At 61.3% G+C, this 17,255-nt stretch carries 17 protein-coding genes and 2 pseudogenes; 14 read left to right on the top strand and 5 right to left on the bottom strand.

Annotation, left to right across the window (positions count from 1 at the left end; translation table 11 throughout):
* The first annotated feature begins 34 nt into the window (after positions 1-34).
* From AC58X1_RS03495 to AC58X1_RS03485, 3 genes are read left to right on the top strand one after another with little or no spacing between them, the layout of a single operon-like run.
* Positions 35-277: a hypothetical protein gene (locus AC58X1_RS03495; protein ID WP_101319466.1), complete on the top strand. Its 243-nt coding sequence runs from the start codon at positions 35-37 to the stop codon at positions 275-277.
* The gene (gene xth, locus AC58X1_RS03490) at positions 274-1,068 is read left to right on the top strand and encodes an exodeoxyribonuclease III (protein ID WP_497428348.1); all 795 of its coding nucleotides are present in this window, start codon (positions 274-276) and stop codon (positions 1,066-1,068) included. Before AC58X1_RS03495 ends, xth begins: the two co-directional genes overlap by 4 nt.
* Before the next feature lie 37 nt (positions 1,069-1,105).
* Complete coding sequence (locus AC58X1_RS03485; RefSeq protein WP_497428347.1) at positions 1,106-2,659, top strand: sensor domain-containing diguanylate cyclase; 1,554 nt, start codon at positions 1,106-1,108, stop codon at positions 2,657-2,659.
* 7 nt (positions 2,660-2,666) lie between these two features.
* Here AC58X1_RS03485 and AC58X1_RS03480 read toward each other — a convergent pair whose 3' ends face one another.
* A complete protein-coding gene (locus tag AC58X1_RS03480) occupies positions 2,667-3,374 on the bottom strand; it encodes an MgtC/SapB family protein (RefSeq protein ID WP_101319459.1) in 708 nt (235 codons plus the stop codon).
* Between the two features lie 427 nt (positions 3,375-3,801).
* Between AC58X1_RS03480 and AC58X1_RS03475 the strand changes: the two genes are divergently transcribed.
* Entirely contained in the window at positions 3,802-4,275 is a 474-nt protein-coding gene (locus tag AC58X1_RS03475) for a sterol desaturase family protein (RefSeq protein WP_150569249.1), read from the top strand.
* A gap of 5 nt (positions 4,276-4,280) precedes the next feature.
* Here the strand turns inward: AC58X1_RS03475 and AC58X1_RS03470 are convergent.
* Positions 4,281-5,186, bottom strand: a pseudogene (locus AC58X1_RS03470) (bile acid:sodium symporter family protein).
* 193 nt (positions 5,187-5,379) lie between these two features.
* Between AC58X1_RS03470 and AC58X1_RS03465 the strand changes: the two are divergent.
* From AC58X1_RS03465 to AC58X1_RS03430, 8 genes and pseudogenes are all read left to right on the top strand, one after another.
* Positions 5,380-6,258 carry a Dyp-type peroxidase gene (locus tag AC58X1_RS03465; protein ID WP_497428346.1) on the top strand — a complete coding sequence of 293 codons (879 nt, stop codon included), beginning with the start codon at positions 5,380-5,382 and terminating at the stop codon, positions 6,256-6,258.
* A 100-nt stretch (positions 6,259-6,358) separates the two neighbouring features.
* Positions 6,359-7,267 (top strand): aldo/keto reductase, encoded by a 909-nt coding sequence (locus tag AC58X1_RS03460; RefSeq protein WP_150571640.1) that lies wholly within the window; start codon positions 6,359-6,361, stop codon positions 7,265-7,267.
* A 4-nt stretch (positions 7,268-7,271) separates the two neighbouring features.
* Complete coding sequence (locus tag AC58X1_RS03455; protein ID WP_497428345.1) at positions 7,272-8,567, top strand: NTP/NDP exchange transporter; 1,296 nt, start codon at positions 7,272-7,274, stop codon at positions 8,565-8,567.
* Positions 8,568-8,743: 176 nt separating this feature from the next.
* Positions 8,744-8,863, top strand: a pseudogene (locus tag AC58X1_RS03450) (KGG domain-containing protein); the annotation flags it as partial.
* 55 nt (positions 8,864-8,918) lie between these two features.
* Positions 8,919-9,122 carry a hypothetical protein gene (locus AC58X1_RS03445; RefSeq protein WP_101319445.1) on the top strand — a complete coding sequence of 68 codons (204 nt, stop codon included), beginning with the start codon at positions 8,919-8,921 and terminating at the stop codon, positions 9,120-9,122.
* Between the two features lie 18 nt (positions 9,123-9,140).
* The gene (locus AC58X1_RS03440; protein WP_497428344.1) at positions 9,141-10,481 is read left to right on the top strand and encodes an iron-containing redox enzyme family protein; all 1,341 of its coding nucleotides are present in this window, start codon (positions 9,141-9,143) and stop codon (positions 10,479-10,481) included.
* A complete protein-coding gene (locus AC58X1_RS03435) occupies positions 10,481-11,434 on the top strand; it encodes a methyltransferase (protein WP_497428762.1) in 954 nt (317 codons plus the stop codon). The genes AC58X1_RS03440 and AC58X1_RS03435 overlap by 1 nt, the downstream gene beginning before the upstream one ends.
* Before the next feature lie 4 nt (positions 11,435-11,438).
* Entirely contained in the window at positions 11,439-12,590 is a 1,152-nt protein-coding gene (locus tag AC58X1_RS03430) for a carboxylate-amine ligase (protein ID WP_497428343.1), read from the top strand.
* Between the two features lie 11 nt (positions 12,591-12,601).
* Here AC58X1_RS03430 and AC58X1_RS03425 read toward each other — a convergent pair whose 3' ends face one another.
* Complete coding sequence (locus AC58X1_RS03425) at positions 12,602-13,105, bottom strand: CinA family protein (protein ID WP_101319439.1); 504 nt, start codon at positions 13,103-13,105, stop codon at positions 12,602-12,604.
* A 159-nt stretch (positions 13,106-13,264) separates the two neighbouring features.
* On the opposite strand from AC58X1_RS03425, the gene AC58X1_RS03420 reads away from it, so the two are divergent.
* Positions 13,265-13,393 carry a PSPA7_2676 family Cys-rich small protein gene (locus AC58X1_RS03420; RefSeq protein WP_308812229.1) on the top strand — a complete coding sequence of 43 codons (129 nt, stop codon included), beginning with the start codon at positions 13,265-13,267 and terminating at the stop codon, positions 13,391-13,393.
* A gap of 18 nt (positions 13,394-13,411) precedes the next feature.
* Positions 13,412-14,284: a non-homologous end joining protein Ku gene (gene ku / locus AC58X1_RS03415; protein WP_150569254.1), complete on the top strand. Its 873-nt coding sequence runs from the start codon at positions 13,412-13,414 to the stop codon at positions 14,282-14,284.
* A 22-nt stretch (positions 14,285-14,306) separates the two neighbouring features.
* On the opposite strand, the gene AC58X1_RS03410 is transcribed toward ku, so the two are convergent.
* On the bottom strand, positions 14,307-14,555 hold the full coding sequence (locus AC58X1_RS03410; protein WP_497428342.1) for a hypothetical protein: 249 nt from the start codon (positions 14,553-14,555) through the stop codon (positions 14,307-14,309).
* Positions 14,555-17,068 (bottom strand): DNA ligase D, encoded by a 2,514-nt coding sequence (ligD, locus tag AC58X1_RS03405; RefSeq protein WP_497428341.1) that lies wholly within the window; start codon positions 17,066-17,068, stop codon positions 14,555-14,557. Before ligD ends, AC58X1_RS03410 begins: the two co-directional genes overlap by 1 nt.
* Positions 17,069-17,255 lie beyond the last annotated feature (187 nt).

Raw genomic sequence — 17,255 nt, 5'->3', positions numbered from 1 at the left:
TCAGACATTCAAAGGTTCAGGCAGGAGTAAACGCATGAGCATTGAACGCAGCATTCCCGAACTGGCGGCCTGGTACGCGCAATATGATGACGTCAGCTACCGGCGCGAGTCGCCCGACGCCTATCACCACGAGTTGATCCGCACGGCTGAAGCCTTGCGCGATGACGGCGGGCTGGACTGGGACGACTGGTTGGCGCTGAAACAACTGGCCGACGAAGCCCATGTCAACGCCCTGCAGGAAGCTGTGCAGGCCCACGTCAACGACCCTGACACATGAAAGCGCTGAAGATCGCCACCTTCAATATCAACGGCATCCGCAGCCGTTTGCCGGCATTGCTCGCCTGGCTTGAGCAGGAGCAGCCGGACATTGCCTGCTTGCAAGAGCTGAAGGCGCCAGATCAGACGTTTCCGTTGCAGGCCATTGAAGCTGCAGGTTACAGCTGCCTGTTTCAGGGCCAGCCGTCGTGGAACGGCGTGGCGATTCTGGCCCGCGGCGCCGAGCCGCTGGAGGTGCGCCGCGGCTTGCCAGGCATGGAGCATGATCCGCAGAGCCGATACCTTGAGGCCGCTGTTCACGGCGTGCTGGTGGCGTGCCTGTATTTGCCCAATGGCAATCCGCAGCCGGGGCCGAAGTTCGATTACAAACTGGAGTGGTTCGAGCGTCTGATCGAACATGCCCAGGGGCTGTTCGACAGCGGCCACCCGACTGTGCTCGCCGGCGACTTCAACGTGGTGCCCACCGACCAGGACATTTATGACCCGCGCTCATGGCGCAAGGATGCCTTGCTCCAGCCCGAATCGCGGGCCTGCTACCAACGCCTGCTGAACCAAGGCTGGACAGATGCGCTGCGGCATCTATACCCCGATGAGCAGGTGTTTACCTTCTGGGATTACTTTCGCAAGCATTGGGAACGCAATGCCGGGCTGCGCATCGACCACCTGTTGCTCAATGCCGAGCTGGCGCCGTACCTGAAAAACGCGGGCGTCGATGCCTGGGTCCGTAATGAGCCCAAGGCCAGTGACCATGCGCCGACCTGGATCGAACTGAGTACGCGCAAACACCGCTGATCTATAGTCAAAGGCCAAGCGAGCGAAAGGGATTTGCATGCCTTTTACCCATAAGCCTGATGAGCACGGCATTTTCGCGGCCAACGGTGAAGGCCGCGCCGCGGCGATGTTTCGCCTGGTACTGGCGTTCATGGCCGTGGCCATGCTGGTATTCGTCGCGACCGAGGCCTGGCGGATCTGGCGGGACTATCGCGCAGCCTTCACCGTTGCTGAAAACTCGGTGGTCAACCTCGCCAGAGCCAGTGCCCAGCACGCCGAGGACTCGATCCGGCAGGTCGATGCGATTACCGCGGCATTGGCTGAACGCCTCGAGGGCGATGGCTTCGCCAACCTCGATCGGCCGCGGCTGCACGCGCTCTTGCGCCAACAAGTACAGATAATGCCGCAGTTGCATGGCCTGTTCGTGTACGGCGCGGATGGCACCTGGCTGGCAACCGATCACACCGTCACAGCGCCGAAGGCCAACAATGCCGACCGCGACTACTTCATCTATCACCGTGAGCATACGGGCCGGCAGATCAGGATCGGCTCGGTGGTCAAGAGCCGCTCTACCGAAGAGTTGATCATCCCCATTTCGCGCCGACTGAACTTTCCCGATGGCAGCTTTGCCGGCGTGCTGTTGGGCACGATCAGGGTCGACTGGTTCGTACGTTACTACGGCGACTTCCAAATCGACCAGAGCGGCGCGCTGGTGCTGGCCAAGCGCGACGGTACGATCCTCGTGCGCAGGCCGTTTGTCGAGCAGGTGCTGGGCAGCAGCCTGGCGGACAGCGAAGTGTTTCGCGACTACCTGCCGTATGCCAACGAGGGCGTGGTCGAGACTGTAGCGGTGGTTGACGGCACACCTAGGCTATATGCCTACCGTGCGCTGACCAGTTACCCGTTGGTGGTGCAGGCCGGCCTGTCGCGCGATGCGATCCTGGCGGCATGGCGCCAGGATGTGATCAAGTCGATCGGCGTCTTGTTGGTGTTGCTGCTCGGGCTTTCGCTGTTCGGTTGGGTGGTGCTGCGTCAGCTACGTGAGCGTATTGTCATCGAGCGCGCCTTGCACCAGGCGCACCAGACGCTCAAGGACCTGGCGCTGACCGACAGTCTGACCGGGCTGGGCAACCGGCGCCGGCTCGATGCCGTATTGGATGTCGAGATCGCCAGGGCGCGGCGGCAAGGCTATCCGGTGGCGCTGGTGATGATGGATCTGGACTTCTTCAAGGCTTATAACGACCGATATGGCCACCTGGCAGGTGACCAATGTTTGCGGCGGGTCGCGGAGGTACTGGGGCAGGCGTTGAAGCGTCCGGCTGATCTCGCTGTGCGTTATGGCGGTGAAGAGTTCACCCTGCTGCTGCCTGACACCGATGGCCACGGGGCCGGCCTGATCGTACAGGAGACGTTGCAGCAGTTGCGCCGGTTGGCTATCGAGCACGCCGGCAGCCCGTTTGGCGTAGTGTCGGCCAGCGCCGGTATCGCGGTGGCTCATCCGGCGCAGCAATCGATCAGTTCACAAGCGCTTGTAGCTGAAGCCGATGCCGCGCTTTACGAAGCCAAGCGCCAGGGCCGGGACCGCTATTGCATGGCCCAGGCGCAGGGCTGATCAGCGTTCAGTCAGCTGCCGACTCGCGAACTTGCCAGCGCACCGCGCTCACGCCTTTTTCCAGACTCACCCGGCTGACCAGACGCTCCAGCTGGGCAGCGGCCTGAGCGTTGCCCAGTAACTGCGCGCGTACTTCCAGGCGTACCGAGTCGGGCAGGTCTTCACTGTGCAGCGACTGCAGGCGCAGCCCTGGGTCGCTCAGGCTGTGCAGCATCAGGCTGCGCACCTGTATCTCATCTTCTCCGCGGCAGACGATGCGCACCTCGAAGCGTTGCTCTACCTCACTGGCCGGCAGTACTTCCTGATGGTCCAGGCGCTGGGCGATATCGCGCAGAAGGATGTTGGCGCACAGCACCACCAGGCTGCCCAGCGTCGCCTCGAGCAACAGACCAACGCTGCACAGCACGCCGATTGCTGCCGTGCACCATAGCGTTGCTGCGGTATTGAGCCCGCGCACGTTGAAGCCGTCGCGCATGATCACACCGCCGCCGAGAAAGCCGATCCCGGACACCACATAGGCCGCAATCCGCGAGGCATCGGTGGCGGCCATACCGGGTACTGCCTGGGTCATAAGGACAAACAGACAGGCGCCAGTACTGACCAGCGCGTTGGTGCGCAGGCCGGTTAGACGTTGGCGCAGTTGGCGTTCTGCACCGATCAGTGCACCGAGTACCAGTGCCACGCTGACGCGCAGCAAGAATATTTTCCAATCCATAGCAAACCTCTTTCTACGGGCAGCATGCCCGTATCAGCGTCGTACCTTGACGACGCGAACGAAAAACAGAATGCGCAGGGCCACCGGACCTTCGCCGTGGGCGAGGGCGGAAAAAGCAAAAGGGAGAACATCGTCCCGAGCGGGACCGATGAACCACCGTCTGGCGTTAACGGCGAGACAGTGGCAAAAGCACTGCCGGACTAGCTCGCCGTGTGGACCTGTCGCAATCGACTGGGGCTACTGTCCAATGCAGGACTCCTGTAAGGGTGCGAAATTGCGCTGCGGACCTTACGCCACACCTCGGCGAGGGTCAATGGCAGAAACATGACAATGGCTTCATAACGACGTTTCTCTGCGTCTGGCGGGCTGAAGCCTACAGCGGGCAATGGTAACCTTGCTGCTTTGCCCACTCACTGCGGATTCTCCCATGCTGTTCAATCTGGCCGTCCTGCTCGGCACCCTGGTGACCATGGAGGGCGTCGGCACGCTCGCGCATAAATACATCATGCATGGCTGGGGCTGGTGGTTGCACCGCTCGCACCATCAGCCGCAGTTGGGCGTGCTGGAAACCAATGATGTCTACCTTGCGGCCCTTGCGTTGATTGCCGCAGCACTGGTAGCGCTGGGCAAGGCCGGGCATGCGCCGCTGCAGTGGGTTGGCGCGGGTGTGGCAGGTTACGGCCTGCTGTATGTAGTGGCCCATGACGGGCTGTTTCACCGGCACTGGCCGCGCCGGCTGCGGCCGGTCAACCGCTACCTGAAACGGCTGCACCGCGCGCATCGGTTGCATCACGCAGTCAAGGGGCGCGAGGGCTGCGTGTCGTTTGGCTTCTTTTATGCGCCGCCCCTGCGCGTGCTCAGGCGTCAATTGCGTGAGCGCAGCAAAACTGCGCTCAAATAACCGTCTCAATCACCGACCGTTTCGCGCCGTCCTTCGCTAATCCCTTCAGCCTGGTGACCACGGCTGACCCACCAGCCAAAGCCCGCGGCGGTAAAGAACATGATCAGGCTGTAGATTGCCGCCGGCACCGCCATGGTGGGGTTGTTCAGCAGTGACGGGCTCAGCGCCAAGGCAATCGCCAGGGTGCCGTTGTGGATGCCGATTTCCATGCCGATCGCTATCGCCTGGCGCTTGGGGATGTTCAGCAAGCGCGGCAGGTAGTAGCCGACACCCAGGCTCAGCAGGTTGAACAGCAACGCCGCCGCACCCACTACCGGCGCCTACTCGAGCACCGTCTGCCAATCCTTGGTCAGCGCGAGAACGATGGTGAAGGCCAGGAACAACGCCGCCACCAATTTCATCGGCTTCTCCATGCGCCCGGCAAAGGTTGGCGCCCAGCGCCGGATCATCATCCCCAGCGCCACCGGCAGCAGGACGATGGCAAACACCTGCATGACCTTGGCAAATTGCAGCGGAATGACCTGATCGGAGGCCATGAACCAGCTCAGCGACAAGTTGACCAGCAGCGGCATGGTCAGGATTGCGATGAGTGAGTTGACCGCGGTGAGGGTGATATTCAGCGCGACATCACCGTGTGCCAGGTGGCTGAACAGGTTGGCGGTAGTACCGCCCGGCGAGGCTGCCAGCAGCATCAAGCCCACCGCCAGTGCCGACTCCAGGCCAAAGCCATTGGCAATCATGAAGCACACTAAAGGCAGCAGCAGGATCTGGCACGCCAGGCCGATGACCACCGGTTTGGGGTACTTGGCTACCCGAGCAAAGTCAGCGAGGGTCAGCGACAGGCCAAGGCCGAGCATGATGATCCCCAAGGCGATCGGCAGCATGGCGGTGAGCAAGGGTGAGGCGGTCATGGCGGCAGTCTCGAACAATGGATTGCGAGCAGTGTAGGTGGGCTTTTGATGAGAGGTAATCGCAATACGCCATGCCTTGGTAAAGTTTTGTTAACGGATCCATGGCAATCAGCCTGCGCTGTGCGATCTGGCCGCGTTGCGGTCGAGCCATCAGCGCAGTAGGATTCGCGCTTTTGCCGAGGATTCGCCCGTCATGCCGTTCCAGCAAGGTCTGCTTGCCACCCCGGTGCCGGTTCATGCCCGTCACCTTTTTTTTACCCTGCACAGCGCACAAGCCCTGCCTGGCGTACTCGATGCGCTGCTCGCCGAAGTCGACGGGCGCAGCCTGATTGCTGGCGTTGGCCTGCCAATGGCGACCGCGCTGGGCCGGGCAATTCCGGGTTTGCAGGCGTTCCCTGAGCTCGATGCAGTGGTACACAACCCAAGCACCCAGCATGCGCTGTGGCTGTGGCTGCGTGGCGAAGAACGTGGTGACCTGTATCTACGCAGCCAGGCACTGATCGCGCAGCTGGCGCCGGCGCTGCAACTGGTCGACAGCATCGACGGCTTCCTGCACCAGGGCGGTCGAGACCTTACCGGTTACGAAGACGGCACTGAAAATCCAAGTGACGACGCTGCGGTCGAAGCTGCCATCGTCGCCGACGCTGAGCCCGGCCTGGCGGGCTCGAGCTACGCAGCGTTCCAGTTGTGGAAGCATGACCTGAGCTACTTCAAATCGCTGCCTCAGACCGAACAGGACGACATAATTGGCCGCCGTCTAGAAGACAACGAAGAGCTCGACGATGCGCCGGAATCGGCTCACGTCAAACGTACCGCCCAGGAAAGCTACGCGCCGGAAGCGTTCATGGTGCGTCGTTCGGTGTCGTGGGCCGACGACCTCGGCGCAGGCCTGGCGTTTGTAGCGCTTGGCCGTTCGTTCGACGCTTTCGATGTCCAGCTGCGGCGCATGAGCGGCCTGGAAGACGGCGTGGTGGATGCCCTCTATCGCTTCAGCCGGCCGTTGACTGGTGGTTATTACTGGTGCCCGCCGATGACTGAACAGGGGCTGGACGTGCGTCTGCTGCTCGGCTGACCCTGGCCAAGCGGCCAAACATCCAGATACAGAATGCACCGACAGCTCGCGCCATCACGGCTAGCCTTGAAAGTTTCCGGCTTATGACAGGGGCTTTTCCATGTATGCGCGTCGTGATGTCCTACGCACTGGTGCAGCATTGGGCTTGCTGGCCAGCAGCCCCTGGTTGCTGGCTGCTCCCGCCGACAGCTTGCTGACCCGCAAGGTGCCCGGCACTGGCGAGGCGCTGCCGGTGATTGGCGCCGGCACCTCTGGCAGCTTCGAAGTGGAAACAGGGAGTGCCGAGTATCAGCGGCTCCAGCAGGTTCTGCAGGCGTTCTTTGCTGGCGGCGGGCGCATCATCGATACCTCGCCCAATTACGGCGGTGCCGATGCCATTCTTGGCCAGTTACTGGAGGAGGGCGGCTGGCATCGCCAGTGCTTCCTTGCCACCAAAATTGCCGCTGACAGCAAGGCCGCTGCCGAGGCGCAGTGGGCGGGCACCTTGCGCAGCCTGCGCACCGATCGGGTCGACCTGCTGCAGATCCACAACCTGCGCGACTGGCAGCGGCAGCTGCCTTATGCCCGTGAACTGAAGGCGCAGGGCAAGACCCGCTATGTCGGCATCACCCATTACCTGTCCAGCAGCCATGAACAGGTCGCGCAGATCGTGCGCAAGGAGCCGCTGGATTTTGTCCAGATCAATTACTCGGTAAATGCGCCCGAGGCCGCTCGCGCATTGTTGCCGTTGTGCCAGGACAAGGGCGTTGCGGTGCTGATCAATCGTGCCTTTGACGATGGCCGCCTGTTTGCCCGGGTCAAGGACATGGCCTTGCCAGACTGGGCGGCACAGGTAGGCGCAAGCAGTTGGGCGCAGCTGTTTCTGAAGTTCGCCATCAGCCACCCGGCCGTGACGGCGGTGATCCCCGCCACCGGCCGCCCCGATCGCCAGATCGACCAGCTCAAAGCCGGCCATGGTCAGTTGCTGAGCGAGGCGCACCAGCGCGCGTTGATCAAACTGTTTGGCTAGGCTCATGAGCCGTTGGCGTGAGCGGCTGGGCAACAGCCTGAACCTGCAACCTGGCGAAGGGCCGGCAGTGGCCGCCGGCCTGGTGATGTTCTTTCTGCTGTTTACCGGCTATTTCATGCTGCGCCCGGTGCGCGAAACCATGGGCATCGCCGGCGGCATCGACAATCTGCAGTGGCTGTTCACCGGCACCTTCATCGCCACGCTGGTCTGCCTGCCGCTGTTCGGCTGGCTGGCATCGCGAGTCAAACGCAAGCGCATTCTGCCGTGGACCTATGCCTTCTTTGTCAGCAACCTGGTGCTGTTTGCGGGGCTGTTTGCCGTTGACCAACAGGCGCTGTGGACGGCCCGTGCGTTCTACATCTGGTTGTCTGTGTTCAATCTGCTGGCGATTTCCCTGGCCTGGAGCGTGCTGGCGGACCTGTTTTCCACAGAGCAGGGCAAGCGCCTGTTCGGTTTGCTTGCTGCCGGAGCCAGCGCTGGGGGGTTGGCTGGGCCAGTGCTGGGAACCTTGCTGGTCGCACCCTTGGGCCACAGCGGATTGCTGTTATTGGCCAGCCTGCTGCTGCTTGGCAGCATCGCCGCGAGCGCTTACCTGCAGCACTGGCGTTCGCAGCATCCTCTAGAGCTGACTGCTGAACTGCCGCCGAACAAGCCGCTGGGTGGCAATCCGTTTGCCGGGGCGACGGCAGTCTTGCGTTCGCCTTATCTGCTGGGCATTGCCCTGTTCGTGGTGCTGCTTGCCAGTGTCAGCACCTTTTTGTACTTCGAACAAGCCCGCATTGTTAGTGAAACCTTCACTGATCGGACTCAGCAGACGCAGGTGTTCGGTCTGATCGACAGCGTGGTGCAGGCGCTGGCGATCCTCACCCAGCTGTTTATCACTGGCAGGCTCGCGCGGCGGTTGGGTGTCGGCGTGCTGCTGGTTGGCGTACCGCTGCTGATGGCCCTGGGCTTTGTCTGGCTGGCCCTGGCGCCGACCTTTGCCGTGTTTGTAGGGGTGATGGTGGTACGCCGTGCTGGCGAGTACGCACTGGTGCGGCCCGGTCGCGAGATGCTTTTTACGGTGCTACCGGCCGAAGCCAAGTACAAGGCCAAGAGCTTTATCGACACGGTGGTCTATCGCGGTGGCGACGCCTTGAGTGGTTGGCTCAAGCGCGGCCTGGACCTCCTCGGCGAGCATCCGCAGCTGGCGATGCTGATCGGCGCAGCTCTTGCTTTGAGCTGGGCCGGGGTGGGCGGCTGGCTAGGGCGTCGGCAACGCCAGCTCGAGCAACCTGCCCAAGCGTTGCGCGCTAAATAACGCCTCATCGGGCTTTTAATGCCATTGGTCCGAACCTTTCGGAAATAAAGCGAATCCGCTGTTATCGCTGCACTCCCAGCTATGTGCGGCTCATCACCGTGCATCCCAGTAGCTACGAGAGGTTACGCACCATGGACAAGAAAGACACCAACAAGACCGGCAGCCAGGGTGGAACGAAAAATCCGGGCAACTTCGCTAATGATCGCGAAAAGGCTTCTGAAGCCGGCCGTAAGGGCGGACAGAAGTCAGGTGGTGGTGAGTCCAGTGATTCCGGCCGCAAGGGCGGACGTTCGTAAGTGAAATGACGCAGCGCCGGTCCCGCCGGCGCTGCGTTGCTGAAGGAGACAGATCATGCGCCCACGGTCTATAGCACCTACCGTTTGCCTGCTCGGCAGCCTGGCAGTACTGACCGGCTGTTTCGACCGCGACGACAGCCACCCAGCCAAAGATGCCGATGAAAGCAAGCCCTCACTGCAGATGCAGCAGCACCAGACACCCGCTCCACAACCCGCGCCGGGGCCAGAGCCCATGCCGCAGGACAACAAAAACCAATAAGTGCACGAGGAATGAGTCATGACGGTGATGACCCGCAAGGCCGCCCCCATGGTTCCGGCCTTGACCACAGAAGACAGCTTCGAACAGCGCTATCAAGCACTCCTGCACGGCCACAGCGTCGACAGCGCGCAATGGCTTGCCCGGCAGCTCAAGCGCGCCGAGCAACTGACGGATGATCTGCCAGCTTCGCCTGCTCAGCTCAGCGACTGGGCGGTGCGCCACAGTGCTCAGGTGGCTGCGGAGTTCGCGACTTACCTGACTCAGCGCCGCGAGGGCGGGCCACGCCGTTATTTTGCCAACCGCGCCCAGGCACTGTGGTACATCCAGCAAGTGGCTCCGACCAAAGCGGTCGATGGTGCCTGGCTGCATGGCTTTTTGCAGCACTGGCAGGACCCACGCTATCACGGCCTTATCCGTACCTTTTTAGAAGAGTTGGGTGATGGTGATCCGCGTTGCAACCACGTCCTGATCTATCAGCGCCTGCTCAGCCGCCTTGGCTGCCTGGAGCTGCTGCCACTTGTCGATGAGCGTTATCTGCAGGGTACCGTTCAACTGGCCCTGGGCGCGCACGGCGATGCCTTCGAGGCGGAGGCTATTGGCTACAACTTGGGCTATGAGCAACCACCGCTGCACCTGTTGATCACTACCTATGAACTGGCAGAACTGGGCATCGACGGCCACTACTTCCAGCTGCACGTCACCATCGACAATGCTGCAACCGGCCATGCGCACAAATCGATTCAGGCACTACTGCAATTGCTGCCGGAAAGCGACGCCGGGGCCTACTACCAACGGGTTCGTCAGGGTTATCGGCTGAACGAGCTCGGTGAATCTGCCACCGCGCTTATCGCCAGTTTCGATCTTGAACAGGAACTGATCAGCTCGCTGGAACGCAAGCGCCTGTTCGGCCAGTTCATGCATTCCGACCATTGCCGCCTGCAGGGCCGCACCATCAATCAGTGGCTGGCTGAACCAGACGGCATGGCCGGCTTCCTCGATGCGCTGCAAGCGCAAAAATGGGTTGTGCGCGGACAGGACCCGGCCGAGAGCCGCTTCTGGCGAGTCATGGACGGCCCCACTGCACCTATGTTTGGCGTGTTCAGTGCCTATGAAAAGCAGCTGTGGTACGACTGGATCAGCGCTGATTGGCAAGGCCCGAGAATCCGCCGCGTTGCCCCCGGAAGCTGGGAGACTGGGCTGCAGCTCGACGCGCCAAGCAGTATGCAGAAGCCTTCGACCGCACCGTTGGAAACGCTCATCGCCCGTATGGCAGGTAACCGGCATGCCTTGCCGGCGGGGTTGGAAGCTACCCGCGCGTACATTCGCGCTACCGGTCTTACCCAGGAGAACGCTCATTGATTGCAGCCAGCGAAGAACAGACTCAGGCTGACGAGGCCTTGTTGCAATTAGGCAAGCACCTGCGTGCTGACGGCTATCGGTTTACCTGCGTCAGCCCAGCGACTCATGCGCGTAACAATGCGCGACCTGAGGCCCAGCGCGCTTGCACACTGCGCGACATCTTTGGCTGGAGCAGGCCATTTGCTGCGGGGCTTTTGTCGGCGGACCAACTGCAGCAGCTGGCCGAAGCCCAGGTATTGGACGAGCACGGCGAGTCGCTGCGCAGCAAGGTGCGCTGGTCGACTCTGGAAGATCTGCTCCTGGTGCATTCTGCCTATCCGACTGAGGCCAGCGATGCAGTATTCTTTGGCCCGGACAGTTACCGATTTGCCCAGGTCATCCACGAGCATCTGCAGCGCTGTGCAACGCCCGTGCAGCATGCTGTAGACATCGGCTGCGGCAGCGGAGTTGGCGCGCTACTGATCGCCAGGGCGGCCCAGCATGCTCAGGTCAGTGCGGTGGACATCAACCCGCTGGCGCTGCGTTACACCACGGTTAATGCCGCCCTGGCAGGGTTAACCAATGTTTCAGTGCAGCGCAGCAATATTCTCGACGGTGTCACTGGCACGTTCGACCTGATCGTCGCCAATCCCCCTTACATGCTCGACACCCAGCAGCGCCAGTATCGCCACGGCGGCGGCTCACTCGGCGCGCAGTTGTCGTTACAGATCATCGAACAAGGCTGTGAGCGCCTCAGCCCCGGGGGCACGCTGCTGCTGTATACCGGAGTGGCCATGATCGAGGGCCGTGACCCATTGCTTGAAGCGGCACGCGCACTTTTGGCCGGGCCACGCTGGAGTTGGGTCTACCGCGAGCTTGATCCGGATGTGTTCGGCGAACAGTTGAGTGAGCCAGGTTATGAGCAGGTCGAGCGGATTGCAGCAGTTGCGTTAAGCGTTACCCGAATCGGATGAGCGTATGTTCAAGCCTTGTACCTTCGGCATCGAAGAAGAGTACCTGCTGGTAGAAACAGCCACCGGCAAGGTGCTGGCTACACCTTCCCCAGTGGTGGGTAATCTCTGCCGCGAAGTCATGGGGCAGTATTTCGCAGAAGAAATGTTCCGCTGCCAGATCGAAGTCGCCTCGCCGGTATTCGATCACGTGCGCCAGGCCCAGCAGTTTTTCGGTGATAGCCGCCAGCGCCTGAACGAGGCGTTGGCCGAGGAGGGCGCTGCCCTCTATTGTGCCGGCAGTCACCCCAGCGCGCAGTGGCAACGCCAGCGTCCGAGGACCACCCCGCGATACTGGCAACTATTCGAAGATTACCAGCACGTGGCGCGGCGTAGTGTGCTCTCGGGACTGCATGTGCATGTCGGGGTGGCACCTGGCTGCGATCGCATTCAGCTGATCAACCAAGTGGTGTACTGGTTGCCGCTGTTCCTGCTGCTGAGCAGTTCTTCACCGCTATGGAGCGGGGAGAACACCGGCTACATGAGCTACCGCAGGGCGATTTGCGGCGAGTGGCCACATATGGGCCTGCCAGAGCCGCTGGCAGACTGGACTGCGTATCAACGCTATCGCGGCTTGCTGCAGCGGACCGGCTCGCTGGCTATCGATGGCGCATTCTGGTGGGCGCTGCGGCCATCCCAGCGCTTTGCCACCGTGGAACTGCGTATCAGTGATGGTTGCCCGCGGCTGGAAGATGCGCTGTGCATTGCGGGGTTGTTTCGCCATCTGGTGGAGTGTTGCGTCATGCCTCATTACGCTCCGGCGCCGGCCAGTCGCGAAACTCACTGGATTGCCCAAGAGAACTACTGGCGGGCCATGCGTTATGGTCGCCATGGGCAGTTCATCGGGCTTGAACAGCAACAGCCGGTATCCGCCTTGGTTTGGCTGGCGCAGCTACGCGGGCAGCACCCGCCTGACTCGGTCGATGCCGAACGGGCATTCATGCAGGCGCAGCGCATTTTGACTGAAGGCACCAGTGCTGATCGGCAGCTGGAATGCCTCGAACATGCGAGATTGGCCGGGCGAGATAAACGCCAGGGGCTGCGCGAGGTGGTTGAAATGGTCGTTGCAGAAGGTCAAGGCGCCTGGCCGGTCAGCAAGCTCAACCTCACTCAGCCCTGAGCCGATCTGGATCAAGCCCGTTCGCCGCGCAACCAGCGTTGGTGGTAATGGCTCAAGCGTGTCAATCCATACAGCGCACCCTGTTGCAGTACCTCCGTGCGAATTCCGAAAAAGCGCTGGGTTCGGGTGAAAACCGCCAGCGGCTCGCCGGCGAAGGCCCAGGCAAAACACAATGTTCCCGGCGCTATACCGTCGGCACTTTCTGGCCCGGCAACTCCGGTGGTGGCGATTGCAACGGTAGCGGTGCTGTCGCGCAGGGCGCCCATCGCCATTTCCCAAGCTACCGCCTCACTGGTCAATCCATAGCGCTCGATGGTGATATCGCTCACCCCCAGCAGGCGCTTTTTCGCTTCGGGCGAATACACCACATAGCCGCTCTCGAGCACCTCGCCGGTGCCCGGGCTTTCGGCCAGTAGTGCAACCATGCGCCCTGCGGTGCACGACTCGGCAGTGGTCAGCAGCAGGTGTTGCTGCTTCAGATAATCGAGTACAGCCTGGACTTGAGCTTGCGGCATGACGGGGCACCTTGAGTGTCTTTTGCGATTGACGCTTGGTCCTGATGATTGGTTCAGAGCGCTCGGGCCAGGCCGTGCGGCATCTCGATCAAACCTTCATCTCGCCATGCAGTCATTCATATTAAGGGCCTGAAGTGGTTCAGGCCGTGGAGGTGGCTGATGAAGTTTTACTGCCTGCTGCGGGGCTGCCAATGGCGGACCCTGATCAATCACCGACAAGCCGGGCTGGAATGTCAATGTTGCGAGCGCTGCGGTGCGCTGCGCTCATTCCAGCCTGGGCAACCCTAGCAATTTCAGGAGCTGACCATGGCCCGGGCAATCTGGAAAGGCGCGATCAGTTTTGGCCTCGTGCACATCCCCGTTTCACTCAATACCGCCGTGCGTACCGAGCGGGTCGATTTTGACTGGCTCGATAAACGCAGCATGGAGCCGGTGGGCTACAAGCGCATCAACAAGGTCACCGGCAAGGAAATCGACAAGGACAACATCGTCAAAGGCGTGGAGTACCAGAAAGGCCAATATGTAGTGATCAGTGAAGACGAGATCCGCAAGGCGCGCCCTGAGGCCACCCAAACGATCGATATCTTCTCGTTTGTCGAGGCCGGCGATATTCCCCTGCAGCACTTTGATACGCCGTACTACCTGAGCCCGGACAAGCGCGGTGGCAAGGTTTATGCGCTGCTGCGCGAAACCCTGGAAAGCACCGGCAAGGTGGCGTTGGCCACGGTGGTCTTGCATACCCGCCAGCACCTGGCGCTGTTGCGCCCGCTGGATGATGCACTGGTGATGATCACTCTGCGCTGGCCAGAGGAAGTGCGTGGCCTCGATACGCTGGAGCTGGACAAGAGCGTAACCGATATCAAGGTCGACAAGCGTGAACTGGACATGGCCAAGCGCCTGGTCGAAGACATGAGCGGGCCGTGGACGCCGGACCAATATCATGATGCGTTCCGGCAGACGATCATGGATCTGGTCGAAGAGAAGGCGAGCAAGGGCAAGATCGCCGTGGTGGAGAAGGCCGAGGGCGGCAAGGGCGAGAAAAGCGCAGATATCATCGACCTTACCGAGTTGCTCAAACGCAGCCTCGGGGGCAAGCCCGGTGCAGCCAAGAAGAAAGCGCCCGAACCTGCCAAGACTACGGAAAAGAAACCCACCAAGCGCACACGCAAAGCCTCCTGAGGGGCATGGGCGAGGGGTACGGTCAGTGACTCATTTCGGCCTGCAGGTTTTTCTTCCAGCCGCGCAGGTTCATCGCGCCCAGGCAGAACTGCAGTGCAATCAACGCCCAGGCCTCGATCGACCAGCCCCAGATCACCCACAACAGATTACTGCTGATAAAGCAGCAGAAACCCATCCGCCGCCGATGGGGTCGGCGTGAACCGATGCACCAGGCGGCAACTACGGTAAGCAGCATGGCCGGCCACTGCAGAAGGTCGATCCAGTCCACCATCACTTGAGCCCCATCTTTTTGCGCATGCCAGCGGTAATTGACTGGCGCGTCTTGGCCATATCGGCCCATGGATCTTCAACCTCAGCCAAACGCTCGTGCAGGTTATTGATCGTCCATTGGTTGGCACCTTTGAGCTCGGTCAGCTCCTCACGCCAGATCGGTACCGACACCGGCAGGCCTTCGCGTGCGCGCAGGCTGTAGGCGCAGGCAGTGGTGGCGCCTTTGCCATTGCGCAGGTAGTCGATAAAGATCCGCCCGACGCGGTTCTTTGGCCCGGACACGGCGCTCAGGCGCTCGGGGAACAGCTTGGCCAGGTAGTTGACCAGGGCATGGCTGAAGTCTTTGACCTCGTCCCATCCGGCGCGGCGGGTCAGCGGCACCACCAAGTGGATGCCCTTGCCGCCGCTGGTCTTGAGAAATACTTTGAGACCCAGCTCATCAAGCAGGGTCAAGGTCAGCTGGGTGGCTTCCAACATGGCTTTCCAAGGCAGCGCAGGATCAGGATCGAGGTCGAGCACGAAGCGGTCAGGCTTGTCGAAATCCTTGTCGGTGGCGTTCCAGGTGTGCAGCTCGAGCGTGTTCATCTGTACCGCGCCAAGCAAGGTCTCAGGCCTGTTGATGACCATGGCCGCCTGGCCAGCCTCGGCCTTGTCGTATCCGAGCACGCCGGGTAGGTGCAGCTGGCCGGCGTTTTTCTGGAAGAACAGTTCGCCTTCCAGCCCATCCGGTGCGCGTACCAGTGCCACTGGGCGGTCCTTGAGTTGCGGCATGAGCCAGTCGGCGACCGCGGCATAGTACTCGGCGACCTGCCGCTTGGTGGCGCCGCTGCTGGCGTCGATCATCCGGTCGGGGTGAGTCAAGCGCAGTTCACCGAGGCTTTCATCATCGCTGGGTTTTTTAGAGGATTTTTTAGCAACGGCGGCTTTTGGCATTGCATGCTCCAGGTCGATGGCCTTGGCCGGTTTGTCGTCACGCAGACCGTGGAAAACCGCATGGCGCACACTGCCGTCGCGGGTGATCTGTGCGTAGGCGATTTCGGCCAGCAGTTTCGGTTTGAGCCAATGCACGCCACGCGCATCTGCGCCCGTTGGAGGTTTGGCGAGCGCCGGCTTGGCGACTTCGAGAGGTTTCAGGCGTGCATGGATGCTGGCCAACGTCGTTGCAGTAAAGCCGGTGCCCACCTTGCCGGCATAGCGCAGCTCACCGCTGGGCTTGTCGTGCAGGGCCAGCAGCAAGGCGCCAAACCCGCTGCGGCTGCCTTTGGGATCGGTATAGCCGACGATCACGAACTCCTGGCGCAGCTGGCACTTGAGCTTGATCCAGTCATTGCTGCGTCGGCCTGAGTAGACGCTGTCGGCTCGCTTGCCGATCAGCCCTTCAAGTTCCAGCTTGCAGGCACTCTGCAGCAGCGATTCGACCGGCTCGTCGAAGTCGGCCGAGTACCTGAGACAGTCCCGCTCATTGTGCTCAAGCAGCTGGCGCAATGCCTCACGGCGATCTTGCAGCGGCACCTGACGCAGGTCTTCGCCACCCAGGAACAGCAGGTCGAACAGGTAATAGGTAATCTGCTCGTCGTTCTGCGTATCGAAGGCATTCTGCAATGCCTGAAAGTCTGCAGCGCCCTGTTCGTTGGTCACCACCATTTCACCATCGAGCCAGGCTTGCTTCAGCTTGAGCGTGCGCAGCGCCTCGACCTGGTGGGGCATCTTCGCGCTCCAGTCGTGGCCATTGCGAGTAAACAGGCGGACATCATCGCCGTCGATCCGGGCGAGGATGCGATAGCCGTCGAACTTGACCTCGTAGCGCCAGTCGCCGGCAGGCGCGGCATCGACAAGAGTGGCCAGCTGAGGCTGCAGTTTTTCAGGTAGCTCGGCTTTGGTTTTGCTGGCGCTGCGCTTGGCAGCAGACGTTGCTTTTTTGGCCGTTTTGGCGGGAGCCTTTGCTGCTTTGCGCGGCACCAGTGTGCGGTCACTGATCACGCTGTCAGGCAGAGCCTCGACGATGCTGTATTCGTCTTCACTACGGGCATCGCCGTCATGCGATTTGACCAGCATCCATTGTTCTTTCTTGCCTACCAGACGAGTACGAAACAGATTCCACACGCCTGAGAGTTTTTCGCCCTGCAGGCGGAAGCGCAGCTTGCCCTTGGCGTAGGCAGCTTGTGCGTCACCTTCGGGCTCCCACACACCACGGTCCCAGACAATCACGTCGCCGGCGCCATAGTGGCCGTCGGGGATATTGCCTTCGAACTCGGCGTAATCCAGCGGATGGTCTTCGACATGCACAGCGAGCCGGCGCACTTTTGGGTCCAGTGAAGGGCCTTTGGGAATTGCCCAGCTCTTCAGGGTGCCGTCCAGTTCCAGGCGGAAATCGTAGTGCAGGTGGCTGGCATCGTGTTTCTGGATGCAGTACTGCAATGCCTGTGGCTTTTTGCTGCGGCGTGACTTTCCGGCGGGTTCGGGGGTGGCGTTGAAATCACGTTTGCGTTGATATTCCTGCAGGGGTTGGCTCATCTCGGGCTCCTGTTCAAATCCCAGGCTCTCTGAAATTGGGAGGCGCCGGCGGCGCAGGGAGTTCCATCTGTGACGGGCGGGGGGATATCAACGGCTGCGAGGGTTTGGTCTGCACCTGATAAACAAATTTGAGTCATCTGCCAGCCGGGGTGGTCGACTTTATGAACCCACCTGATGGAGAGCGCAC

This window comes from Pseudomonas sp. PGPR N4 (assembly GCF_059693665.1).
This window is presented reverse-complemented; position numbering and strand designations above follow the sequence as displayed.

What these genes read in the sequence shown, in the direction of transcription:
- AC58X1_RS03445 (WP_101319445.1), top strand. Translation starts at nt 8,919, where the DNA reads ATGCGCCCACGGTCTATAGCACCTACCGTTTGCCTGCTCGGCAGCCTG.
- AC58X1_RS03420 (WP_308812229.1), top strand. Translation starts at nt 13,265, where the DNA reads ATGAAGTTTTACTGCCTGCTGCGGGGCTGCCAATGGCGGACCCTGATC.
- AC58X1_RS03485 (WP_497428347.1), top strand. Translation starts at nt 1,106, where the DNA reads ATGCCTTTTACCCATAAGCCTGATGAGCACGGCATTTTCGCGGCCAAC.
- AC58X1_RS03475 (WP_150569249.1), top strand. Translation starts at nt 3,802, where the DNA reads ATGCTGTTCAATCTGGCCGTCCTGCTCGGCACCCTGGTGACCATGGAG.
- AC58X1_RS03460 (WP_150571640.1), top strand. Translation starts at nt 6,359, where the DNA reads ATGTATGCGCGTCGTGATGTCCTACGCACTGGTGCAGCATTGGGCTTG.
- AC58X1_RS03480 (WP_101319459.1), bottom strand. Translation starts at nt 3,374, where the DNA reads ATGGATTGGAAAATATTCTTGCTGCGCGTCAGCGTGGCACTGGTACTC.
- ku (WP_150569254.1), top strand. Translation starts at nt 13,412, where the DNA reads ATGGCCCGGGCAATCTGGAAAGGCGCGATCAGTTTTGGCCTCGTGCAC.
- AC58X1_RS03430 (WP_497428343.1), top strand. Translation starts at nt 11,439, where the DNA reads ATGTTCAAGCCTTGTACCTTCGGCATCGAAGAAGAGTACCTGCTGGTA.
- AC58X1_RS03410 (WP_497428342.1), bottom strand. Translation starts at nt 14,555, where the DNA reads ATGGTGGACTGGATCGACCTTCTGCAGTGGCCGGCCATGCTGCTTACC.
- AC58X1_RS03465 (WP_497428346.1), top strand. Translation starts at nt 5,380, where the DNA reads ATGCCGTTCCAGCAAGGTCTGCTTGCCACCCCGGTGCCGGTTCATGCC.
- AC58X1_RS03455 (WP_497428345.1), top strand. Translation starts at nt 7,272, where the DNA reads ATGAGCCGTTGGCGTGAGCGGCTGGGCAACAGCCTGAACCTGCAACCT.
- AC58X1_RS03440 (WP_497428344.1), top strand. Translation starts at nt 9,141, where the DNA reads ATGACGGTGATGACCCGCAAGGCCGCCCCCATGGTTCCGGCCTTGACC.
- ligD (WP_497428341.1), bottom strand. Translation starts at nt 17,068, where the DNA reads ATGAGCCAACCCCTGCAGGAATATCAACGCAAACGTGATTTCAACGCC.
- AC58X1_RS03425 (WP_101319439.1), bottom strand. Translation starts at nt 13,105, where the DNA reads ATGCCGCAAGCTCAAGTCCAGGCTGTACTCGATTATCTGAAGCAGCAA.
- xth (WP_497428348.1), top strand. Translation starts at nt 274, where the DNA reads ATGAAAGCGCTGAAGATCGCCACCTTCAATATCAACGGCATCCGCAGC.
- AC58X1_RS03495 (WP_101319466.1), top strand. Translation starts at nt 35, where the DNA reads ATGAGCATTGAACGCAGCATTCCCGAACTGGCGGCCTGGTACGCGCAA.